The sequence below is a fragment of the Aquisalibacillus elongatus genome (genome assembly GCF_003843875.1).
GTDB lineage: Bacteria > Bacillota > Bacilli > Bacillales > Alkalibacillaceae > Aquisalibacillus > Aquisalibacillus elongatus.
Genome location: NZ_RKRF01000009.1, coordinates 14210 through 37265, shown reverse-complemented (window position 1 = coordinate 37265; position 23056 = coordinate 14210). Strand labels below are relative to the sequence as shown.

At 38.1% G+C, this 23056-nt stretch carries 25 protein-coding genes; 15 read left to right on the top strand and 10 right to left on the bottom strand.

What is annotated here, in order from left to right; genetic code table 11:
• Nucleotides 1–178 precede the first annotated feature (178 nt).
• The 10 genes from EDC24_RS08360 (at nucleotide 179) to EDC24_RS08315 (ending at nucleotide 9802) form a co-directional block, all read left to right on the top strand.
• Complete coding sequence (locus EDC24_RS08360) at nucleotides 179–880, top strand: ABC transporter permease (RefSeq protein ID WP_425455183.1); 702 nt, start codon at nucleotides 179–181, stop codon at nucleotides 878–880.
• Between the two features lie 12 nt (nucleotides 881–892).
• Nucleotides 893–1678 carry an ABC transporter ATP-binding protein gene (locus EDC24_RS08355; protein ID WP_245998050.1) on the top strand — a complete coding sequence of 262 codons (786 nt, stop codon included), beginning with the start codon at nucleotides 893–895 and terminating at the stop codon, nucleotides 1676–1678.
• 6 nt (nucleotides 1679–1684) lie between these two features.
• Nucleotides 1685–2752, top strand: coding sequence for an ABC transporter substrate-binding protein (locus EDC24_RS08350; protein WP_124221614.1), 1068 nt, complete (start codon nucleotides 1685–1687; stop codon nucleotides 2750–2752).
• 179 nt (nucleotides 2753–2931) lie between these two features.
• Complete coding sequence (locus EDC24_RS08345; RefSeq protein WP_124221612.1) at nucleotides 2932–3696, top strand: transporter substrate-binding domain-containing protein; 765 nt, start codon at nucleotides 2932–2934, stop codon at nucleotides 3694–3696.
• Nucleotides 3697–3719: 23 nt separating this feature from the next.
• Nucleotides 3720–4379: an amino acid ABC transporter permease gene (locus EDC24_RS08340; protein WP_124221610.1), complete on the top strand. Its 660-nt coding sequence runs from the start codon at nucleotides 3720–3722 to the stop codon at nucleotides 4377–4379.
• Entirely contained in the window at nucleotides 4372–5094 is a 723-nt protein-coding gene (locus EDC24_RS08335) for an amino acid ABC transporter ATP-binding protein (protein ID WP_124221608.1), read from the top strand. Before EDC24_RS08340 ends, EDC24_RS08335 begins: the two co-directional genes overlap by 8 nt.
• 148 nt (nucleotides 5095–5242) lie before the next feature.
• The gene (locus tag EDC24_RS08330) at nucleotides 5243–6322 is read left to right on the top strand and encodes a CdaR family transcriptional regulator (RefSeq protein WP_170158517.1); all 1080 of its coding nucleotides are present in this window, start codon (nucleotides 5243–5245) and stop codon (nucleotides 6320–6322) included.
• A 98-nt stretch (nucleotides 6323–6420) separates the two neighbouring features.
• Complete coding sequence (locus EDC24_RS08325) at nucleotides 6421–7545, top strand: glycerate kinase (protein WP_124221604.1); 1125 nt, start codon at nucleotides 6421–6423, stop codon at nucleotides 7543–7545.
• Between the two features lie 27 nt (nucleotides 7546–7572).
• On the top strand, nucleotides 7573–8928 hold the full coding sequence (locus EDC24_RS08320) for a GntP family permease (protein ID WP_124221603.1): 1356 nt from the start codon (nucleotides 7573–7575) through the stop codon (nucleotides 8926–8928).
• Nucleotides 8929–9034: 106 nt separating this feature from the next.
• Nucleotides 9035–9802: a DUF3298 and DUF4163 domain-containing protein gene (locus EDC24_RS08315; protein WP_124221601.1), complete on the top strand. Its 768-nt coding sequence runs from the start codon at nucleotides 9035–9037 to the stop codon at nucleotides 9800–9802.
• Between the two features lie 45 nt (nucleotides 9803–9847).
• Here EDC24_RS08315 and EDC24_RS08310 read toward each other — a convergent pair whose 3' ends face one another.
• The 10 genes from EDC24_RS08310 to EDC24_RS08265 form a co-directional block, all read right to left on the bottom strand.
• Entirely contained in the window at nucleotides 9848–10144 is a 297-nt protein-coding gene (locus EDC24_RS08310; protein ID WP_124221599.1) for a hypothetical protein, read from the bottom strand.
• Between the two features lie 86 nt (nucleotides 10145–10230).
• A complete protein-coding gene (locus EDC24_RS08305; RefSeq protein WP_124221598.1) occupies nucleotides 10231–12069 on the bottom strand; it encodes an ABC transporter ATP-binding protein in 1839 nt (612 codons plus the stop codon).
• Nucleotides 12059–13789 carry an ABC transporter ATP-binding protein gene (locus EDC24_RS08300; RefSeq protein ID WP_124221596.1) on the bottom strand — a complete coding sequence of 577 codons (1731 nt, stop codon included), beginning with the start codon at nucleotides 13787–13789 and terminating at the stop codon, nucleotides 12059–12061. The genes EDC24_RS08305 and EDC24_RS08300 overlap by 11 nt, the downstream gene beginning before the upstream one ends.
• Nucleotides 13790–14054: 265 nt before the next feature.
• A complete protein-coding gene (locus tag EDC24_RS08295) occupies nucleotides 14055–14567 on the bottom strand; it encodes a DUF3231 family protein (RefSeq protein WP_124221594.1) in 513 nt (170 codons plus the stop codon).
• Nucleotides 14568–14784: 217 nt separating this feature from the next.
• Nucleotides 14785–15009: a hypothetical protein gene (locus tag EDC24_RS08290; protein WP_124221593.1), complete on the bottom strand. Its 225-nt coding sequence runs from the start codon at nucleotides 15007–15009 to the stop codon at nucleotides 14785–14787.
• Nucleotides 15010–15090: 81 nt separating this feature from the next.
• Entirely contained in the window at nucleotides 15091–16122 is a 1032-nt protein-coding gene (locus EDC24_RS08285) for a hypothetical protein (RefSeq protein ID WP_124221591.1), read from the bottom strand.
• Complete coding sequence (locus tag EDC24_RS08280; protein WP_124221589.1) at nucleotides 16115–16693, bottom strand: sigma-70 family RNA polymerase sigma factor; 579 nt, start codon at nucleotides 16691–16693, stop codon at nucleotides 16115–16117. Before EDC24_RS08280 ends, EDC24_RS08285 begins: the two co-directional genes overlap by 8 nt.
• Before the next feature lie 116 nt (nucleotides 16694–16809).
• A complete protein-coding gene (locus EDC24_RS08275) occupies nucleotides 16810–18303 on the bottom strand; it encodes a hypothetical protein (protein ID WP_124221588.1) in 1494 nt (497 codons plus the stop codon).
• The gene (locus tag EDC24_RS08270) at nucleotides 18296–18865 is read right to left on the bottom strand and encodes a sigma-70 family RNA polymerase sigma factor (RefSeq protein WP_124221586.1); all 570 of its coding nucleotides are present in this window, start codon (nucleotides 18863–18865) and stop codon (nucleotides 18296–18298) included. Before EDC24_RS08270 ends, EDC24_RS08275 begins: the two co-directional genes overlap by 8 nt.
• A 74-nt stretch (nucleotides 18866–18939) precedes the next feature.
• Nucleotides 18940–19542, bottom strand: a complete 603-nt coding sequence (locus EDC24_RS08265; RefSeq protein ID WP_124221584.1) for an HD domain-containing protein — start codon at nucleotides 19540–19542, stop codon at nucleotides 18940–18942.
• A gap of 97 nt (nucleotides 19543–19639) precedes the next feature.
• Here EDC24_RS08265 and EDC24_RS08260 point away from each other — a divergent pair, with 97 nt between their 5' ends.
• From EDC24_RS08260 to EDC24_RS08240, 5 genes are all read left to right on the top strand, one after another.
• Nucleotides 19640–19969 carry a hypothetical protein gene (locus EDC24_RS08260; protein WP_124221583.1) on the top strand — a complete coding sequence of 110 codons (330 nt, stop codon included), beginning with the start codon at nucleotides 19640–19642 and terminating at the stop codon, nucleotides 19967–19969.
• 44 nt (nucleotides 19970–20013) lie between these two features.
• Nucleotides 20014–20877, top strand: a complete 864-nt coding sequence (locus tag EDC24_RS08255) for a 5'-3' exonuclease (RefSeq protein WP_124221581.1) — start codon at nucleotides 20014–20016, stop codon at nucleotides 20875–20877.
• Nucleotides 20878–20890: 13 nt separating this feature from the next.
• The gene (locus tag EDC24_RS08250) at nucleotides 20891–21328 is read left to right on the top strand and encodes a pyrimidine dimer DNA glycosylase/endonuclease V (protein ID WP_124221580.1); all 438 of its coding nucleotides are present in this window, start codon (nucleotides 20891–20893) and stop codon (nucleotides 21326–21328) included.
• Nucleotides 21329–21464: 136 nt separating this feature from the next.
• Entirely contained in the window at nucleotides 21465–21989 is a 525-nt protein-coding gene (locus EDC24_RS08245) for a GNAT family N-acetyltransferase (RefSeq protein WP_124221578.1), read from the top strand.
• A gap of 61 nt (nucleotides 21990–22050) precedes the next feature.
• Nucleotides 22051–23019, top strand: a complete 969-nt coding sequence (locus EDC24_RS08240) for a ring-cleaving dioxygenase (protein ID WP_124221577.1) — start codon at nucleotides 22051–22053, stop codon at nucleotides 23017–23019.
• The last annotated feature ends 37 nt before the right edge of the window (nucleotides 23020–23056 follow it).

Sequence of the window (23056 nt, the reverse complement as noted above, 5' to 3'; positions counted from 1 at the left end):
GCCCATTTAAAATTTTCGTACAGGCACGGATAAACGCCCAGTGCATAAAATGAAGCGTAGAGGTGATAGAGCTGTGGAAGAGTTGAGTAAAGCTGTTGAGGTGGAAAAGAGAGATTTCAAACGTAGGCAACGCAGTAACCGTTTGAAGCAAGTCCTAACGATATCGTCACCTATATTTATGTTACTGATCTGGGAATTTCTTTCACAGACAGCGATTATTGATCCGAGGTTTTTCCCGCCGCCAACAACGATCATCGAGACTTTGATTTCCATGGGGGCATCTGGTGAGTTATTGGAGCATGTAAAAGTGAGTCTAATTCGCATAGTGTTTGGTTTTTTGCTCGGTGTAATTCCGGCGATCACGCTTGGCCTGATTATGGGGATGTACTCATCCATTAGGCACTTTTTTTCACCACTCATTATGGCGCTAATGCCGATTCCAACACTTGCGATGTTACCGATTATCCTAATTATTTTCGGTATTGGTGAGTTTTCCAAAATGGTGACAATCGCGGCAAGTGTATTTTTCCCAGTCGTGATTAACACTGTTGCAGGTGTGATGAATATTGATAAGGTTTATGCCGATGTTGCGAAAAACTACGGGGCTAATCCTAAAGATTTCTTCATGAAAATTGCATTGCCTGGTGCCATGCCCGTTATGATGGAAGGTGTTCAAATGGGGCAAGCGATTGCGCTATTGACCATTGTAGCAGCGGAAATGATTGGGGCGAACTCAGGGATCGGTTATGTCATTTGGATGAATTATAAAGCCTTTTTAATTCCTGAAATGTTTGTAGGTCTAATTTTAATATCGTTCTTTGGCTACTTGTTCTCGTTATTACTTAGAGGCCTGCAAAGTAAGCTGATTCCATGGAAATAGGGGGCGTTATCGGTGAGTGAAAAAATTAAGGTCGATCAATTAACGAAAGTGTTCTTCAAGCATAAAGAACAAGTGATGGCATTAAAAGATATTAATTTTTCCATTGAGGATGGTGAATTTATTTGTATTTTAGGGCCAAGTGGTTGTGGTAAAACGACATTGCTTCGAATTCTAGCAGGTTTAGAAACGCCAAGCTCAGGACATTACGACATCCAGGCAAAAGGTCAAGAGCGTCCACTTCAATCTATGGTATTTCAGGAACAAGGTGTTATTCCATGGATGACGGTTGAAGAAAACGTATCATTAGGTTTGCGCATGCGACACGCTCCTAGAAAAATAATTAAAGAACGAACATCTATGTACTTAAAAAAGGTCGGTTTAACACCTTATAAGGATTTGTTTCCAAAAGAATTATCAGGTGGTATGAAACAACGTGTTAGTATTGCGCGAGCATTTGCTAATGATCCTGAAATATTACTTATGGATGAACCATTTGCCGCTTTGGATGAGCAAAATAAGTTCATTTTACAAGAAGAGTTATTGTCGATTTGGGAAGAGACGAAAAAAACCGTTATCTTCATTACGCACAGTATTGATGAAGCTATTTTACTCAGCGATCGAATATTTTTAATGACGTCACAACCTGGAACGATTAAAGAAGAAGTTAAGATTGATTTGCCTAGGCCTCGTCAGATGAAAAAAGTTCGCTCGGATCCGAAATCGGCGGATGTTTTCTTAAAGATTTGGAATCACCTGCAGACAGAAGTGCAGGAGTCCAGAATAAAACATGAAAGGTAGATGAGTATGACTAAAAAGTGGTTAATACTTCCGCTTTTAATGTTCGTCTTTGCGCTTGGAGCTTGTAATCAGGATGAAGGTCCTGAGAGTTCGGGCAATGAGACTGAAGAAGGTCTTGAACCGTTAGAAGAGCGCACAACAGTTGTTGTTGCTGAAGATGGAGCAGCTTCGGGGGCTGGCTTTTACATTGCGAATGAAATGGGCTACTTTGAAGATTACAACATAGAGATAGAATTCGCGACGTTTGGAAATAGTGATGAGATGCTACCAGCCATCGCTTCTGGTGAAGTGGATGTTGCAGGAGGGATTTCGACAGCTTCATTCTTCAACTCTATCGCTCAAGGAATTGACGTTCGCATGATCGCAGATAAAGGTCATAACGTTGAAGGTAGTTCGTATTTTACGTTTGTAATCAGAGAAGATTTGCAAGATGAGATTACGAGTTATGAAGATTTTAAAGGTAGAAAAATTGCCGTGTCATCGAGAAATGCAGTGGACGATTACATTTTTGGAGAAATGTTAAAACACGCTGGCTTAACACGTGATGATGTTGAATTTGTGTTAATGTCTGATTTCGGCAATATGCTAGCTGCTATGGGGAACGAACAAATTGATGCAGCGCTTCAAATCGAGCCTTTAATTACCCAAGGTGAGTCTCAAGGGTTACACGTTCGCTTTGGAGATGCAACAGATTATGCGCCTGAAGCCCAAATAGCGATGGTGTTAGGTTCTCCCAAATTTTTAGGTGAGAAGCGAGAAGTAGCGAAGCGATTTATGGCAGCCTATTTAAAAGGCGTACGTGATTATAATGATGCCTTTATTAAAGAAACAGGTGACATAGACCGTGTGATCGAGATTATGACCGAGTATACAGCGTTAAAAGACCCTGAAGTTTGGAAAAATGTGGGTGTAACAGGATTAGATCCAAACGGCCAAATGTTCGTTGAGGATATTAAAAATCAGTATGAGGTTTACAACGACAATGATGCCATTAGCGGAGAACTAGACTTTGATCAGGCGATTGATACATCCTTGGTAGAAGAAGTGCTTGAGTTAATAGGTGAATATGAATAACCTATACACAAGGTACAGCGGGCTATATTACTAGCTCGCTGTTTTATTATGCCTAAATACTGAAAACCCTTTCAATTATCGGAATTATTTTTCTTTTATAAAAAGCTTTTTTAATCCATATCTATGTGTTAATATACATTTATTCGTATAAATATACATTTTTGAAAGGGGATATACAAATGATTAAGAAAGTGATGTTGGCGGCATTATCTATGTTTCTATTAGGGGTTTTAGCTGCATGCGGTACTAGTGGGGATTCAAGTGAGGAAAGTAATGGAACGATTGTGATGGGGACATCTGCAGACTTTCCTCCATTTGAATCGTTTACGCCAGAGGGTGAATATGAAGGGTTTGATATAGACCTAGCTCATAAGGTCGCAGAAGAGTTGAACTATGATTTAGAGATTGAGGATATGAGTTTTGATGGATTAATAGGATCGTTACAAGCAGAACGTGTAGATATGGTAATGGCTGGTATGTCTGCGACTGATGATCGTAAGGAAAATGTTGATTTTTCAGTGGAATACCACCATTCAGGTGAGATGTTTGTTACACAAAAAGATTCAGAGGTTACGAGTTTAGAAGATTTAGAGGGTCAAACATTAGGCGTTCAACTTGGCACGATCCAAGAAGAAGGTGCTAAGGAACTTCAAGATGAATATGGCTTTGAGATTAAAGAAATGGATGAAGCGACGACTCTAATTCAGGAGTTAAAAACGGGTCGTGTTGACGTTGGGTATATGGATAAAACCGTTGCTGAAGGTTACATTGAAGAGCAAGATTTAGCTGGTTTTGATGATCCAACAACAAGTTCACCAGGGATGGCGATTGCATTCCCTAAGGGGAGCGATTTAGTTGAAGATGTTAATGAAGTATTAGAGCAATTAATAGAAGATGGCACTGTTGAAGAATTAGAAGAAAAATGGGAGCTAACCGAAGAATAAAACTAGAATTGAGGTGTTAAGGCATGAATTTGGATTTCAGCCAAGTCGTGCCTTATATTCCTTTTATCTTAGAAGGAATATGGGTAACTTTAGGATTTGTCATCGTAGCGATTATTATAGGTTTTTTCATAGGGGCATTAGTTGCATTAGTCAAAATTAGTCACGTTAAATTTTTAAGACAACTAGCTGATCTTTATACGTCAATTTTTCGTGGAACACCACTTATTTTACAACTAATGATTGTGTATTATGGGATTCCACAATTACTAGAATACGATATTTCACCTTTTTTAGCTGCGATTTTAACATTTGGCCTTAATTCATCAGCTTATGTGTCGGAAATTGTACGTGCTGGGATCCAGGCCGTTGATAAGGGACAATTAGAAGCGGCACAGGCTTTGGGAATTCCTTACCGCCAAACTATGGTGAAAATCATTTTACCGCAGGCGATGAAAAATATCTTACCAGCTTTAATGAATGAATTTATAACATTAACGAAAGAATCGGCAATTGTATCTGTGATCAATTACCTCGACTTGATGCGTCGTGCGCGTGTGGTTGGGGCGGATTTATATAGTCCGCTTGAGCCATTAATTATTGTTGGGGTTATTTATTACATGATGGTGATGGTTCTAACGATGCTTGGTAAGTTATTAGAACGGAGGTTGAGAAAGAGTGATTAAAGTTGAGAATTTATATAAAAGCTTCGATGATTTAGCTGTTTTACAAAACATTGATACAACCATCAATCACGGTGAAGTCGTAGCAGTCATTGGTCCATCAGGTTCGGGTAAATCCACTTTATTAAGGTGTATGAACCTGTTAGAAACACCTACAGAAGGACACATCTGGATAGATGGCGAAGATCTAACTATTCCAAGCACGAATATTTTAAAGGTCAGACAAAAAATCGGAATGGTGTTTCAGCATTTTCATCTTTTTCCCCATATGAAAGTGATTGATAATTTAACGTATGCGCCGATGACGGTAAAGGGTTTATCTAAGAATGAAGCTGAGGTAAGTGCGGACAAATTATTAGCTCAAGTCGGGCTAAGTGATAAGAAGGATGCCTATCCTAATAGCTTATCGGGAGGTCAAAAGCAACGTGTTGCGATAGCTCGTGCATTAGCGATGGAACCAGAGCTAATGTTGTTTGATGAACCAACATCAGCGTTAGACCCTGAGATGGTCAAGGAAGTTTTAGATGTTATTAAATCTTTAGCTGATTCAGGTATGACAATGGTTGTTGTGACGCATGAGATGGGCTTTGCGAAAGAAGTTGCAGATCGAATTATCTTTATGGATTATGGTCAAATCGTTGAAGAGTCTAAACCTGAAGATTTCTTTAGTTCTGCAAAAACAGATCGTGCGAGAGGTTTTTTAGATAAAGTGTTATAAACTGAACTGATTTAGGTCTAAAGGGTATTAAACGATACCGCAGGATTAAAAAAGCTCATAAAAATTTAGACGAAGACACATAAAAGAACGTACTAAGGTACGTTCTTTTTTTGTTACAATTTAGAAAAACGTGTATAGGGGAATGACGATGGAACTAACAAAACAATTAGCCAATGAAGTGATCGAACGTTTAGCAGGTGATATTGATTTTTCAATTAATATTATGGATAAAGCTGGATTAATATTAGCTAGTACGAATGAAAACAGAGTCGGTGAAGTCCATGCGGGCGCTCAGTCTGTGTTAAATACCTTAACAACAGTTATTATTGATCAGGACAACGTTGAGGAGTTTCCTAATTCAAAGCCTGGCGTTAATGTGCCTGTTTATTTAAACCAAGAAGTCATTGGGGTTGTTGGAATTACAGGAGAGCCGGATGAAGTATTGCCGATTGCAAAGGTTTTTAAAGTGACGGTTGAAATGGTAATCGAACAAATCTATCACGAGCGTCAGTACTTTTATCAAGAACAGTTGTTACAAAACTGGCTTCAAAAGTTACTACACCCCTTGATGATTGATGAGAAGGAAGTATTTAAGCAAGGGCAGCGCATAGTGGAATTTGAGGAAACTCAGTCCTATCAAGTTCTTGTCTTCCAATCAGAAAATATTAATCTTTACTTAGATCAGATTAAGCGTGCAATTAGTGCTGTTGCAGATCCATTGTTTACGACGATGCTTCAAAACGAGGAGGTTATTTCGTGTGTTCCACAGACAATCTCAAACGAAATGATTAAGAGCTTTGAGAAACTCAACCTAGATCGAATCGGAATCGGCACATTCGAACGTGGTTTAATGGGAATCCGTAAGTCTTATTTCTATGCTAAAGATGCCATGAAGCTTATAACGAGTCAAAATATTGCCAGTGTGACCGATTATACATTAGAAGTGTTAACCTCGAAACTACCTGAAGATGTCATCCAAGATTTTTACCAAAAAGAACTAGATCAGCTTAAATTTTTATCGAGTGATTATCATAAGACGATTAAAACATTTGTGGCTTATGATTTTCAGATGAATCAAACAGCAGATAAGCTCCACATCCATCGAAATACGTTAAATTACCGATTGGACATGGTTTCTCAAATTGTCGGTCTTGACCCGAAGAAAGCGAAAGATCTTTTTGTGCTATGGTTATTGTTAAACCAACTAGGTTGTGCAAATGACCAATAATAATTAACTGAAAATTATAATTTTTATTCAAATTACACATTGTATCAGAAGAACTCAGAACATAAACTGATTACTAGATAGAAAAAGGAGTTTTAAACATGAAAATAACCATTAGTCCTGATTCTTTTAAAGGAAGTCTTTCAGCAAAACAAGCAGCAGACATCATAGCAGAAGCGGGTTATGACGTGTTTGGGGAAATTGAAATAGACCAAAAACCAATGGCTGATGGCGGTGAAGGGACCGTTGATGCCTTAATTTTTTCAACAGATGGAAAGCGGTTTCATAAAGAAGTTAAAGGGCCCCTAGGCGAACAAGTTGAGGCTTATTATGGTGTTCATGGATCAGAACAGACGGCTTTTGTAGAAGTTGGAAATACAGCTGGCCTTGTTCAAGTGCCTGAAAACAAACGAAATCCTTTTCATACAACGTCTTATGGCTTAGGTGAAATCATCTTAGAAGTTGTTGATCAAGGCTATAGAGAGATAATAATAGGCCTTGGGGGTAGTGCCACGAATGATGGTGGACTAGGAATGCTGACGGCTTTAGGAGCAAAATTTTTCGATGATTCAGGCGTTGAAGTAGGTGTTTATGGTGAGGACTTGCTAAACGTTTCGCAGGTTGATTTAAGTGGATTAGATGAACGGTTATTCGACATTGAATTAAAAGTTGCGAGTGATGTGAATAACCCACTTTGCGGTCCTAATGGGGCTAGTGCTGTCTTTGGACCTCAAAAAGGAGCGACTGTTCAACAAATTAAAGAGCTAGATCAAGCGATAGGTTCTTATGGTTCATTAGTGAATGAGCCTATAAAAGACCACCCGGGTGCTGGGGCAGCAGGTGGACTTGGTTTTGCTTTATTGGCTTTAGGCGCAAGTTTAGAATCTGGTGCAGAATTAGTAGGTCAGACCATGGGGTTAGAAGATACTATTAAAAATAGTGATTTTGTAGTAACAGGTGAAGGGCAAAGCGATCACCAAACTCTTTACGGAAAAGCGCCGAGTTATGTCGCTCAGCTTGCCAAACAGTATGACAAGCCAGTTGTGCTGTTGTCTGGGGCTATTGATGATCCGCAATTGAAACTACTCGATTATTTCACGAGCGTTTTTTCGATCGTCAATCAACCAATGACGTTACAAAAAGCGATGAATCAAGTGGAGCAACTTCTCTACAATCAAAGCTATCAAATCTTTCAGTTTTATAAACAGGTAGGGGAGTCCAAATAAATACATATTATTTTTAGGAGGGGAAACATGGAAGGAATAGGTTTAGTGTTAGTCATTATTGCTGCGGTGTTGTTAGTTATTGGGCTAACAGCGAAGTTAAATGTACATCCGTTCTTATCTTTAATTATAGCAGCTTTTGCATTAGGTATTGCCGCAGGATTACCGCTTTCTGATGTTGTTAATGCCGTGAATGACGGCTTTGGTGGACTGATGGGCGGTATTGGACTTGTAATTGTTTTTGGTACGATCATTGGAGTTCTTTTAGAGAAAACAGGTGCTGCCTATCGTATGGCAGAGGTTGTTTTAAGGTTAGTCGGGGAAAAACGACCACAATTAGCGATGAGCGTCATCGGAAGTATCGTTAGTATTCCAGTTTTTTGCGATTCCGGTTACGTCATTCTATCTTCCCTTAAAAAGGCTTTAGCGAAAAGAGCTAAAGTAGCTGTAGCTTCAATGGCTATTGCGTTATCTACGGGACTTTTCGCAACGCATACATTAGTCCCGCCAACGCCAGGTCCGATTGCAGCAGCTGGTAATATTGGCGCAGAGCAGTACTTAGGTACGATTATATTAATCGGGGTTATTGTTGCGATTCCAGCTATTATGGCAGGTTACTTCTGGGCGATTAAAGTCGGTACTAAGATTAAGGTCGAAGGTGAAGACGAGTGGGATTTTGATTATGATGAAGTTGTGAGTCAGTTTGGCGAAATGCCTTCTACTGGCAAAGCATTTGCACCAATCGTCGTTCCGATTCTATTAATTGGTTTAGGATCTGTTGTCACATTTGCCGGTTGGGAAGGGGCTTTCTTTAACTTCTTATTATTCTTAGGGTCACCAGTTGTCGCATTGCTTGTGGGTGTATTATTTGCACTTGCTTTAGTTCCGAAATACGACAAAGAAACATTAAACGATTGGATTGGACTAGGGATTAAAGAAGCAGCACCAATCTTGTTAATTACGGGTGCTGGTGGTGCATTTGGTACTGTTATTCAAACAACAAACATTACAGGTTTCATTGAAAGCTTTGGAAACAGCCCATTCTTAACAGGTGCGTTCTTCTTATTAGTTCCATTCTTAATTGCGGCTGCGTTAAAGACAGCTCAAGGCTCTTCGACGACAGCATTGGTAATCACATCAACTCTTGTCGCTCCATTGCTTGTTGATGTAGGGATTACAGGAGCACTTCCAATGGCTTTAGTTGTCATGGCAGTTGGTGCAGGTGCAATGGTTGTATCACATATTAACGATAGCTACTTCTGGGTTGTTAAAGAATTTAGTGGTATGTCAGTCACACAGGCTTACAAAGCGCAAACAGGCGGTACCTTAATACAAGGGATCGTTGCTATTGTGACTGCGATGCTTATTTGGCTCATATTTGTATAATCAAAAGCCAGGCTGATGCCTGGTTTTTCTTTTATCATCATCATGCATATTTTCCCTCAATTTGGTTTAACTAAGAATATAAACCAATGCGAAAGAGGGGTCGTATATGAATGAAAATGCTAAAAAGACCGTTAAGTACTTTGTGGTTGCATTTTTAATTAGTTTTATTATTGCAAATATATTATCAGCCATTTTCTCAAGTGCTGAGGATATTTATGTCGACCAAGACAATGATTTCGATATTGTCGATACGAAACATGAGGGAATTAGGCTGTTAACGTTTGAAAAGCATGAAGATTTATACGATATAAAGTTTCAATTACCAGTTTTTGAATCTGATGGACTCAATAACTTTTTTAAAGGCTACATGCAACGAACGAATGAACATTTTCTGTCGTCAATTGAAGGCAATGTCAGTCAAGATCGTCCCGGGAGTTTGAATGTACTTGTTGAAATTTATCCGAGTGGGAAAGACCTTTACTCAATAGTCTTTAAAGAAGAGACCTATACAGGCGGAGCTAATGTAAACCAAACAAGCCATGTATGGATGGTTGATCTACAGTCGAATTTAATTAAAAGACAGAATGAACTGTTTAAAAACTCTAGAAAAGCTAGAGAATTAATTCTACCGATGGTCAAAGAGTCGTTGTTGGAGCAGCCAGATTTAGGCGTGTTTGAAGAGGAACTTGATGAGTGGGTAGAAAACCCGAACTATATGTTTGGGAATATGTTTATTCGAGACGGAAACTTATCATTCATTTTTGATAAGTACGAGATTACACCTGGGGCAGCCGGAATGCCTGAGGTTGATATTTCGATAACAGACGATATTAGAGATTTGTTTAAAAAAGAGTGGAAGAAGCGGATTAAATAGAGGTTCAAGGGAATGCCTATCATTAGTGAGCATTCCTTTTTTCCTTTACTTACCAATAAACCATACTGAAAATAGGACGCCATTCATAATAAAAACGCCAAGTGGAATTAATGAAGCAAAGAAAGAAGCAATGATTTTTGATTGTTTACGTTCAGAATTAGCTTTAAATAAAAAGGTGATAGATAGAATAACTAAGATAAATGTTGCTAAGGTTCCGGTCAATAAAAAGCTTCTATTCATCTCCCCTGATAGACGAGCCAAACCTTCAATATTAAATACTAAAATTAAAGCTATAAGTGCTAAAAACATGGAGCTAGTAAACCATTTAGTAAAGTTATTCATTTACATCTCCTCCTTAGGAATATTTTAACATAATTTTCCGATAAAAATAACACTCGAAAGTATTCGAGTGTTAAATTGGCTCTATTTTAGTTAGCGTGTTGATTAAGCTGACTTTGATAAAGCTCTGCATAATGGCCTCCGTTTTTAATCAATGATGCGTGGTCACCTTTTTCTATAATGCGCCCATGTTCAAGCATCACGATTTGATCGGCTTTCTGAATCGTGTTAAGCCTATGAGCAATAACAAAGCTGGTTCGTCCTTTCATGAGACGTTGTAAAGCTTCCTGGATTTTGACTTCTGTAACGGTATCAATGCTACTCGTGGCCTCATCTAATACTAATATTTTAGGGTCTGCCAATAAGGCACGCGCGATGGTTAAAAGTTGCATTTGACCTTGACTAATTCCGGTGCCATCAGGGTCTAGAACAGTATCGTATTGATTAGGGAACTTCATGATGAAAGAATGTGCGTTTGCATTTTTTGCTGCATCTTCAACTTCTTCATCTGTTGCATTTAGTCTTCCGTAACGGATATTCTCCCTAATCGTGCCCTCGAATAAAAACGCATCCTGTAGCACAAATGCCATGTGCTGACGTAAGCTTGAGCGTTTGATGTCTTTAATTTCTGTTCCATCTAGAAGAATCTTACCGCTGCCATAGTTGTAGAAACGGGAAATTAAATTAATAATAGTTGTTTTACCAGCACCCGTGTGCCCAACGAATGCAATTGACTCACCGGCATTTGCTTTAAATGATACATCTTTTAAGACTACTTCATCTTCATCATAAGAGAAGGTGACGTTCTGAAACTCCACGTCTCCTTTAGGTTCACCGATTTCAATGGCATGCTCTTCATCAAGTTCTTCGCTATCCTCATCAATAATATCAAACACACGCTCAGCACCTGCGACTGCTGATAATAGCTGATTGAACTGGTTTGATAATTCATTAAGTGGTCTGGTGAATTGTCGGGCTAACTCGGTGAAAATTACAATTGTTCCGACAGAAGTCATATCGTAAACAACTAACACACCACCGACAAAAGCGATAATAGCGAAGCTGAAAGAGTTTAACATGTTCATAAGTTTAGGGATGAACCCCGAGATCGCTTGTGCCCAAAAACTTGAATACATCACGCTATTGTTTTTCTCTTCAAAGGTATCGGTTACACGGTCTTCTTGTGAAAAGGTTTTAACAATCTTCTGACCAGACACTGTTTCTTCTACATATCCATTCATGTCCCCAAGGCGCTTTTGTTGGATTTTAAACAAAGGTCCGGTTCGCTTCGTAATCCACTTCATCCCAACCACCATCATTGGAATAATTGTCAGCGTGACAACGGCTAATATAGGGCTTAAATAAAACATAACGGCAACTGTTCCAATGAGTGTTAGGACACTTTGAAAGATTTGGATAACGGATGAGTTCAACGTGTTACTAACATTATCAACGTCATTTGTGATGCGGCTCATAATTTCACCGAATTGTCGTTTGTCAAAAAAAGCAATCGGTAACAGGTGAAGTTGATTAAAAAGTCGAGAACGCAGTGAATAAACGGTGTTTTGCGCAATGCCAATCATAAAGAATTGCTGTAAGAAAAGGGACAATGAATAAAAAAAGTAAATAAACAGCAAGGCAATCATCACTTGACCTAATCCGGTTAATTCACGCTCGACGATGTAGTCATCAACTGCGAAGCCAATCATCGTTGGTCCGAGGATGGCAAGAGCTGAACTAATGACGACCATGGAAAATACAAAGACTAACAACCATTTTTCCGTGAGCATCATGCCCCAAATGCGCTTTAAGGTTCCTTTCCAATCGCGGACTTTTGGTTTTGCGCGAGGGTCATCGACATGGTCAGCTTCACTAAGGTCGATTTTCTTATAAGTAAAAGGTTCAAGAAGCTGCTCTTTAATGCTCATGCACATCCTCCTTTCCGAATTGGGATTCAACGATTTTACGATAAAGATCAGATGTTTTAACTAATTGGTCATGGCGTCCAACGTCTAATAATTGACCGTCGTCCATGAGGAAAATACGGTCCGTGCTCATGGCTGTTGTGACTTTTTGTGTCACAATTAACGTCGTGCATTCATATTGGTTAATCGCATCTAGCAAGCGCGATTCGGTCTTTAAATCTAATGCACTCGTACTGTCATCCAACATTAAAATCTTAGGGTGTCGAATAAGCGCACGTGCAATTGAGACACGTTGTTTCTGACCGCCAGATAAGTTCACACCTTTTTGCCCGATTTGGGTATCGTATCCGTTAGGCAAGTTTTTTATCGTGTCGTGGATTTGTGCATCTTTGGCTGCTTGAATAATGTCGTCTTCTGATGCGTCATTTTTGCCCCATCGAATATTTTCGCGAATCGATCCGGTAAATAATAATGGTGCTTGCGGCACGTAGCCAATTGCCCCGCGTAAATAATCCAATTTATAATCGCGAACGTCGTGCCCGTCAATGAATACGGATCCTTTCGTTGCATCATACAGTCTCGGGATCAGTTGGAATAAGGATGTTTTACCCGAACCAGTAGCACCGATAATTGTTATTTTTTCTTGTGGCTGTACGGTAAACGATAGCTCTGATAGCACGTCTTCTTTTAAATTCGGATAACGAAAGGAGACGTTTGAAAACTCAATCGTCCCATCGTTTACACGGTACTGTTCATTAGCATATTCAGATTCAACTAAGTCGATTTCGGCATCTAACACTTGAGCAATTCGATCTGATGAGGCTTTCATTCGAGCAATTGCCATTGTTAAAAACCCAAACATAGAGATTGCCATTGATACTCTTAACGCATAGTTGACAATCGCAACAACATCACCAACTTGGGCGTTATTATTGCCAACTTCAATGTTTCCGTACCATAGGATAAATAACAAGCTCATGTTCATGACAAATAATAATACCGGCATGGAAGTCTCAATTAGACGTAAGGCCTTCTTGGTATTTTGCATTAATTCTGTATTCGCACCCATAAATCGGTTCGTTTCATGTTTTTTGCGAACAAAGGCTTTAATTAATCGAATACCTGATAAGTTTTCTTGCATGACGCGGTTAACATTATCCAAACGTTCCTGTACTTTTCTGAAAAGCTTTCCGGCCTTCATAACGACGAATAATAAAAATCCGATTAATAAAGGAACGGTAACTAGGAAAATAAGGGCGATGCGCCAGTTAACTAGAAATGCCATAATGACACCACCAAGGACGAGTAGTGGTGCGCGCAACATAATTCTTAGTCCCATAAATATACCGTTTTGAATCATACGTATATCGTTTGTGAACCTTGTGACTAAGGATGAGGTTGGGTATTCATTTAAATTTTTAAATGAAAAAGCCTGAACCTTCTCAAACAATCGCTGTCTCATGTCATAACCGAATTTAAACGTAACATGAGCAGAGAAAAACGAGTTGATAATACCAGCGGCAAACGATAAGATCGCAAGCCCGACCATGATCGAACCCCAAAAGATAATCGTATCTAACTCTTGCGTTTGAATTCCTTCATCAATCATTTTTCCTAAGAAAAACGGGAGCATTAGCTCAACGGCTAGCTCCGTTAACATTAAAAACCATGCAATAGCCATTTGAAAATAATACGGTTTCAAAAATCGTGCGACATACTTCATGGTGAATCCTCCATATGTATATAAATCATCCAATAGTATTTATTTTATCGAAAAATAAGAAAAATAAATAGTACGGCGTTCGAAGTGTTCGAATAAAATAAAAAATCTATCCCAAAAAGCGGGATAGATTTTACTAATCTAGATTGTCATCCTTTGAAACAAGTGTTCCATTGGGTAGAACTTCTGCATAAAAAATGTTTTTTTATATTAATATTCCCATCAGAAATGACCTCAGTTGCAATCGGGTTAGCCACCTCATTCATAGTTAATCGTGGTGAGGAACTTTTGAGTGTAATGGTGGTGTGATTAACCAACCTTTTTCCTTATTCAAACGTAAAGCTTTAGCTGCTACTTGTGCTTTATTCATATGATATTGTCCAAATAACATTGCAATATCATCCCTAGTGCTTTGGGTTACTATGGTAGTACATGCAATTAAACCTTCACCTAAATCTTTAGATATACTTGCACTTATTTCAGGATCGGCAATTTTAGCGCCTGTAGGTATGTCTTCTAAACTCGCTAGTGGTTTTTCGGCTGGAGCGGGAGGGAGGCCAACTCCATTTTCTTTTAAGACCTCTTGAACCTCATCAATTTCTGTTTTAACCCCTTGGATAAGTTCTTCAATTAATTTTTTTAAGTCCTTATCTCCAGTATGATTACTGTATGTTTGCAACATTGAGTGGAAACCTTGTGCGGCCATTAAATATGACCACATTCCATAAACTTCTCCATAATGTAGAGGCTGTTTCTTTTGATAACCAGTTAAAATACCCATTTTCTACACTCCTTTTAAAATATATAATTATATCTTTTACTGACGTTTAAGAATTATCCAATCATATTCTAAGAAATAAAAAGAGTCCTAAGAAGTCATCACTATGACTACTTAGGACTCCTTTTTTGTGCTGCCAAAATTTACTACTCTCTCTTTGTCAATTCGTTGACAATTCTTTAAGGGTCAACCTAAATTCGCCTTATTCACTAGGCAATCACTATTTGTTTTGGTTCTTAATATATTCTCCATCTTGGTACTTATAGATATGAGTTAACTGATTTGTAGCTAACTCATATTCATAAATGTCCCAGTTATCAAGGTCTATATAGTACCAACCGTACGTTGCAGTTGCTTGATCATTTTCTTCAAAGACGTGGATCAAAGTTAAATTCAGGTCCTCGTATTCTTCAGAAGGAGGGTCATTGTTTTCGAATTTGTACATGTATTTTGCTTCTAATTGTAATGCATTTTTGACTTCAGCAGCTGATTCTTGGTTAGATTTAATTTAATTTGAATGGTGCTCTTATTCTGTATCAGCTACAATCCATTGATCTTGACGCTTTTTAATCACAACCGTGACATGTGGATGCTCCATTAATTCAGTATCTACTTGTTGCTTTACATAATAAGTCTCAGCGTCCTGCTGCTCTGTTTGATAATCTTTTTCTGTATCGATGAAAGTAGGGAATTCGGTTTCAATTAAATACAATCCGCCTTCACGCTCGTCAATATACGTTTCGATATGAATTTCTGCTAATGATTCTGACATCGCCTGTGTGAGATAGTTCTTTAATTCTTCTTCATTGTTGAAATCTATATATTGAGTTTCATTATTTTTTAATGACTTTAGCGTTTGTTCATATTGGGTTAGTATATCATCAAAGTTAGGTGTCTCATCTGTCTCGTTATTTTGATTGGTTATGACTTCGTTTGTTTGATCGTCAACGTCTATAACTAAACTGTCCTGATCATTTGTGGAAACTTGAATAGACCAAACGCGTGAATCGGAGTGGTACTGAACTGACTCAATAATTGGATGGTCAGCTCTTTTAAATTCTTCAGCCTTAAGTGCAGTGCGAATTGCTTCCTCATCAGTTAAATCTGAACCATCTATAGTTTCACCTTGCTTTATTTCATAATCCTGCAGTTCTACATTTGCACGATCATTTACCTTTTCATGCCAACCGGTTACCATCTGACCAAGTTTAAATTCTTCCGGTATGTTAGTATACGAAATGTTTTGCTGTGTTTCGGAATTGGTTATAATCGCTTCATTTTCTTCAATTTTGACAATATATCCTTCAGTTTTTTCTAAGTCTGACTCTGTACCCGTACTAGGTGTTACAAGATTTTCGATGTTAGTTAAAAATAAGACTGCAATGATTAAGGAAGTGATGAGGGTAAGAGCTACTGGTATAGGATGAAAAATACCTTTTTTAGTAGGAACCGATTGTTTAGATTCTTGAATTTTTTCAAGTACTTGTTCGCGATCAACTTCTGTAAATGAAATATCTTCAACGTATTCTCGTTTGCTATTAACAAATTCTTTACTCAAAATAGTCACCTCCATCGTGTTCAATTAACGGTTTAAGTTTTTTTCGTGCCCGTTGTAATCTAACTTTAGCTGTATTGACTTTGATCGATAGAATGTCCGCAATTTCTTTAAGAGAAAGATCTTCATAATAATATAAAACAACCATTTCACGATACTTAACAGGGAGCTGTTTGACCTTATTTAATAACTGATTCGTGTTTTCTAGTCTGATTGATTGTTTTTCAGGAGTCTCATCATCTTTGTTATCCCAAAGTTTAATAACTTTCTCTTTATAAATCCGCTTACGGTTTTGTGAAGATCTTAAATGGTCCTTGCTTTTATTAATAGCGATTGAATAAATCCAACTTCTAAGTTGTGACTGTCCCTTAAAAGTATTTAATTTCTCATAGACATCTACGAACACATCTTGTGTAATGTCATCAGCTTCAGTTGGATCCTTGATATATGAATAAACAACACGTTTAATTTCATGTCCGTATTTCGTCATGCATTCCTCAAGGATCTCGAGGCGTTCTTGTTCTGTTAACTCTTTAGTTCCTTGAATTATGTCAGCCTCAAAGTGGTCTGCCATAATGTTCCTCCTTTCTTTTATATGTTAGACGAATCAGTTGCCCCCTGGGACACAAAATATTTAATTTTTCTACATAATAAAGACAGATTGGTGGGGTCCAACCTGTCTTCGTAAGATTATTGAGATTCAATTTCAATAGATTCAACATACCACTTATAGTTTTCATTTTTTATAATATAAGTGAGCAATTGCTCTCCACCCTCTGATTGAATAATCTGTTCTACTTGGTATGTCTGTTCATTGAGTTCAGTTGTTTCGTAGGGGGCTTGATGATCAATGACTGGAGGCATGTTAAAAGTGTTTAAAATTAGAGCCCCATTAACTTCACTTATATAGTGACTAAAATGTTGTTTAGCTAGGTCATGTGACATGGTACGTGTAAGAAAGTCTAAGGTCTCTTGCCCTGATTCAAATACTAGTTTTTCATTGTCATGATGACGGAATAGATACCGGAAAGTTCCACTGTATGCATTGATTGCTTTTCTTATATTGTCGGATTCATTGAAAGATTCGTATTTGTCTTTTCTCTCAATAGGTTCATTTACAGCCACCTCATAAGGTGTATCTTCAGATTTGCGACTTCCGTTAAATTGTAAAATAAATTGGTTAACCTCATCGTATTTAAAAACTATTCGTCGCATTTCGTCAGTAAAAGAGCCAATTTCATGAGTCGTTAAACTTTCTTCAAATGGCTGAAAGTCTATGGTTACGATCCCGTCTTCTATAGCTGCTCCGTTTAATTTATAACTAAAATCAACGTCATGGTAGATATTTTTTCGATTGTAATAATCTTGTCTAGCTAAATGGTAGAGTGATGTCCAGTCACTATTAAGAGCTAACCTTAAGTCATGCTCAAGCTCCTTAAATTGTTGCCCATAACGACTGTAATCAAACGTATAATCACTAACAACGTCGGATGGTGGTTCAGTCGGTGTCGCCAATGATCCCGTTTGGTCATCAATATGGACTTTGGTATCCGTTTCAATCCCGTTAGTAGAATGATTGAACTCAACCTCCCAGATTCGGTCTTCAGGTATATATGCAACATTCGTGATGTAATATGTGGTTTCGGATTGGTTCAAACCTAGGTGTTCAATGGCTTTTTGAATCGCACTATTTTCAGGTAAAATGGATTCATTTACAGGCGTTGTGTTTAAAACATTAATTTTATCAGTTTGTTTATCATAAACAATGTGATCACCTATTTTTATATTATTTGAGATATTTTCAGAAAGTAAAATTTTGTTACGTATTTCATAATTTGATACGATCACACCCTCATTCTGAACATCAATCACATAGCCCTCAAAAGCTTCATTCTGATCTGTCGCATCATCAGTTTCATCGTCAATTGCTATATCTTCTTCAAATTCGTGATCAGCCATTGGGGGATGACTTTGTTGGTCATGATAATTCATCAATATCAAAAAACCAATGATCAATAAGGCTATAATAGTTAAGCCTGACCTAAATATATAAGATCGCCTTGGGCTTGGGGGTTGATGTTTGGCTGAAATCTTTTGAAATACTTGCTCGCGTGATTGTTCCTGGAAAGACGCTTGATGACGTTTTTTATATTCTTCTTTCATCTGATTTAAATGATTATCCATAAAGCTCACCTCCGTCTTCAAGCTTTAACTTAAGTCGCTCACGAGCGCGCCGAAGTCTAGCCTTGGCCGTGTTATTGTTTAAGCCTAAAGCCTCTGACAATTCATTTAATGATAATTCTTCAAAATAATATAAAATAATAATTTCACGATACTTTAAGGGTAATTGGTCTACGTAAAGTAATAATTGCGAGTGTGTTTCTTGTTCAATGGATTGTTCTTCAGGTGTGGGGATCTCTGGTTCGTTAAGCAGTTGCTGAAATTTTTCCTTTAACTTTCGTTGTTTTGATTGAAACGATCTTAAGTAGTCTTTACATGTATTAATCGCAATGCGGTAAATCCAACTTTTTAAAGAAGACTCACCGTTAAAAGTATGTATTTTTTCGTAAACCTTAACAAAAACATCCTGAGTAAGATCATCTGCATCTGAGTAGTTGTGAACATAGGAATGAACGAGACGAAATATGTCATGACCATACTGATTCATACAGGTCTCAAGGACAGTAAGTCGTTCTTGTTCCGTTAAGTTTTCACGTAGATTTATTGCTTCAAATGAATCCGACATCTCGCGCCTCCTTCCTTTTACTTATTAGACGGAAGTGTTTGTAAGTAGGGTGCAATTTGATAAAAAGATTTGGCCTACTTGGGGCCAAATCTAGATGTGTTCTTAATTTTAGTATCGGCTTCTTGTTCAATAGCGTCTTTAAAAGCTTCTAAAAACGGACTGAACGAAGTGTGTTTGCCTAATTTATAGCTCATATCATATTCGATTGGGAGCCATGTTTCAATAGAAGCTTCGTTGTGTTGAATTTGTGCTTCTAACTTATCCAATGCGTTTGCGACTTTTGCTTCATAAGTGTCTTTGGCTTCAAACTCATGCCATAGGTAATACCACTCACGACCTTGCTCGCCACCAATAAGTTCTTTAATATGAGTGATTGCTTTTTCTTCATTTTGTGCCTTGAGTTTTTTGGCTTCCTCATTTTCAAGGGTGTCAAAAGCAGGGATATCCCCAGCTTTTGCTTCTACTAGGTCATGGATGATGATCATTTTTAATAGTTTAGTAGTATTGATATCTTGCTCTAGGTGCCGTTCTACGAGCATCGCCATTAAAGACACCCGCCATGTATGTTCGGCAACACTTTCTTGTCTACCGTCAGATAGCCAGCTATGTCTTAATTCACGTTTTAGGTTTTCAGCAAGGTGAAAGACTTCCATGATTTGCTTAATTTTTTCTTCCATTTGACGTCACTTCCCATATAAAGGTTTATGAGAAAAGTGTATAATAGGATGAATAGGTTGTATAGTGTGTTCGCCTTACAAGAAGACATCAATCGGCTTGAATGATATAATAATTTTCAGTACACAGAAGGGAGTTTTTCTCATTTTACACAAACATCCCTACTTCAGCATTAGACGCGAAATTGATCATTTTAATTTTGAACAAAAGCGGATCGAAGAAGAGTATTGGGTCGAACTATACGAAGATCGAGTGGTAACAGCTGAGTATGAGTTCCCAATCGAACAGGTTTTTGATGTTTCTTATAAAATGTTATCCAACCAATTTGGATTCTTTTATTTACATACGACAAAAGGTGTTTTTACTTTACACACCAAAGAGTCACCAGAAGAGTTTGTGCGACTTTTTCGTAATGTTGAAAGAAAGTAAGCACACAACAAGTACGTGTGTCTTTTATATTGGAGGCTTTTAAAATGGCAAAAAATAAAGTGTTATTAGTAGACGGCATGGCACTATTGTTTCGGGCATTTTATTCAACCGCGATGTCGGGTTATTTTATGGTGAATAGTAAGGGCGTACCAACAAATGGTGTGCATGGATTTGTGAGACATTTAATTACGGCAACAAATACTTTTGAACCGACACATGTTATAGCGTGTTGGGATATGGGAAGTCATACGTTTAGAAATGATTTATATCCTAATTATAAGGCGAACCGTGGGGCCCCGCCGGAGGAATTAATTCCTCAATTTGATTTAGTTAAAGAAGTGACAGAGGCCATGGATATCCCTAACGTCGGTGAAGTTGGTTATGAAGCTGATGATTGTATCGGAACGTTAGCGAATCTTTATAAGGAAGATTCTGAGGTTTATATTTTAACGGGTGACCAAGATATTTTGCAGATTCTCGATGATAACGTAAATGTGGTGTTGCTTAAGAAAGGGTATGGCAATTACGACATTTACCATGCTGAGCGTTTCAAAGAGGAAAAAGGAATTACACCACAACAAATGATCGAACTAAAAGCAATGATGGGAGATACATCAGATAACTACCCAGGTGTTCGAGGTGTCGGTGAGAAAACAGCATTAAAACTATTGAAGCAGCATGGGACATTAGAAAACATCTTAGACAACTTAGATTCATTAACAAAGGCTCAACGAACGAAATTTGAAAATGATCTTGAGATGATTCATTTATCAAGGAAACTCGCTGAGATTTATTGTGAAGCGGGAGTTACGTGTGACTTATTAGATGCTGAATTCCGAATTAATCGCGATCGTGTGATGGAAAAGTTTCAAGAGTTGGAATTTAAGAGATTAGATCAAATGATATAGAGGTTGATGTTGCGTGCGTTTATGGTCCATTCATCCAAGATATTTAGATGCTAAAGGGTTAGTTGCCTGTTGGCGCGAATCGTTACTAGCTCAAAAGGTTTTATTAGGTGAAACAAAAGGCTACCGGAATCATCCGCAACTCGTGAGATTTCGTGAACAAGATGATCCGCTGCAGGCAGTTGGGATCTATTTAGAATATATCTATATTGAAGCAAAATCTCGTGGGTACAATTTTGACCATTCTAAAATTATTAAAATTGAACCAAGGGACAAGCTGGCTGTTACAACTGGTCAGTTAGAGTATGAGTGGGCACACCTACGTGCGAAGTTAAGACAGCGAGATCCAGAGCGTTTAAAACAATTAAAGACATTGATTTTAAAAGATTTAATCCCACACCCGCTATTTTATGTAGTGGAAGGGCCAGTTGAGTCTTGGGAAATTGTGAAATGAAGCTTTTGTGCTTAGGCGCAAAGGCTTTTTTTATTCCAAAAATACACACGGGTTTTGAAATTTTATAAGTAAAGTTTAATAAATAGATTGAATTTTCTGGTATAATAGATTGAAATTTAACCAAGGGAGTTGTGCTATGAAACTCTTAGAACCTAATCTAGAAATAAAAGATGCATTTTATGAGTATATTAATGAGTGGAAGCAATATAATGAAAAGATTGTACCGACGACGTTACGGAAAGTGAACGGTGATTACGAAGATTATGTGGAGCGTTGGTCAAAAGAATCGCGTGGAATGGTAAGAGAAGGTTGGGTCGCGAATACGACTTTCTTTCTTGTGAATGACGACGACTACATTGTCGGCTCTTGTAATATGAGACATGAATTGAATGATAAACTTCTCGAAATAGGTGGGCATGTCGGTTATGGTGTGAGGCCAACTGAGAGGGGGAAAGGGTATGCGACTGTTATGTTAAAAAAGTGTTTAGAGCACTTAAGAACTTTGGGCGTTAAGAAGGCGCTTGTTACCTGTAATAATGAAAATGCAGGGTCTAAAAAAGTGATCCTAAAAAATGGTGGTATTCAGGACGAATCGTTCGTTGAGGAAGATGGGACGATTGTGAATAGGTTTTGGATTAACCTTGAAGGGGAATTAATTTAATCTCAAGATATTGTCTGTTACGATATAATAAGATTAAACCTTTTGGAAAGGGGCTTATAAGATGGAGCTTTTAGGCATTCACCATTTGTCAGCTATTACTGCAAATGCTCAGCAAAACGTTGATTTTTACACGAAGATTTTAGGGATGAGGATGGTCAAAAAGACTGTCAATCAGGATGATCCGTCAGTTTATCACTTGTTTTATGGTGATGAGATTGGTAATCCTGGAACTGAACTTACCTTTTTTGAGATACCACGAGCAGGACAAAACCATAATGGAAACAACAGTATCTCAACAACTTCTTTGCGAGTGCCGAACGATGAAGCTTTAAAGTATTGGGAGAAGCGCCTAAGTGACTATGATGTTGATCATGAAGGAATTATTGAACAGAATGGTCGAAAAGTTATTCCGTTTAAGGATTTTGAAAACCAGCGTCTAACTTTAGTATCCGATGAAAATAACAACGGCGTTGCTGGCGGAACCCCATGGGAAAGTAGCGAGGCAGATCCTAACTTTGGCATCATAGGTTTAGGTCCAATACATCTAACAGTCCCTGAACTTAAACCAACAGAGGCGATTTTAACCTCATTGATGGGTTTTAGAATAGCACGTGTTTACAAACATCATGAAACAGGAATGGACGTACAGGTCTATGAAACTGGTAAAGGTGGCACAGGTGCTGAGGTACACGTGCATGTTAGAGAAGACTTGCCGAAAGAGCGTCTAGGACGTGGTGGCGTTCACCATGTTGCGTTTCGTGTTGAAAATGAAGAAAAAATCCGTCAATATTTAGAGCAATTAAATGAAATTGGAATCGGAAATTCTGGCTTTGTGGATCGTTTCTATTTCCGTTCTGTATATTTCAGAGAGCCAAATGGCATATTGTTCGAACTAGCAACAGACGGTCCGGGTTTTGCAACCGATGAAGATGCTGAGCATTTAGGTGAATCGCTTGCACTCCCTCCATTTTTAGAAGATCGCCGAGACCAAATCGAACAAAATTTAAAACCGATCGACTACAGGCCGTAATCATTTGTTACGGCTTTTCTTTTTACGAATATTAATG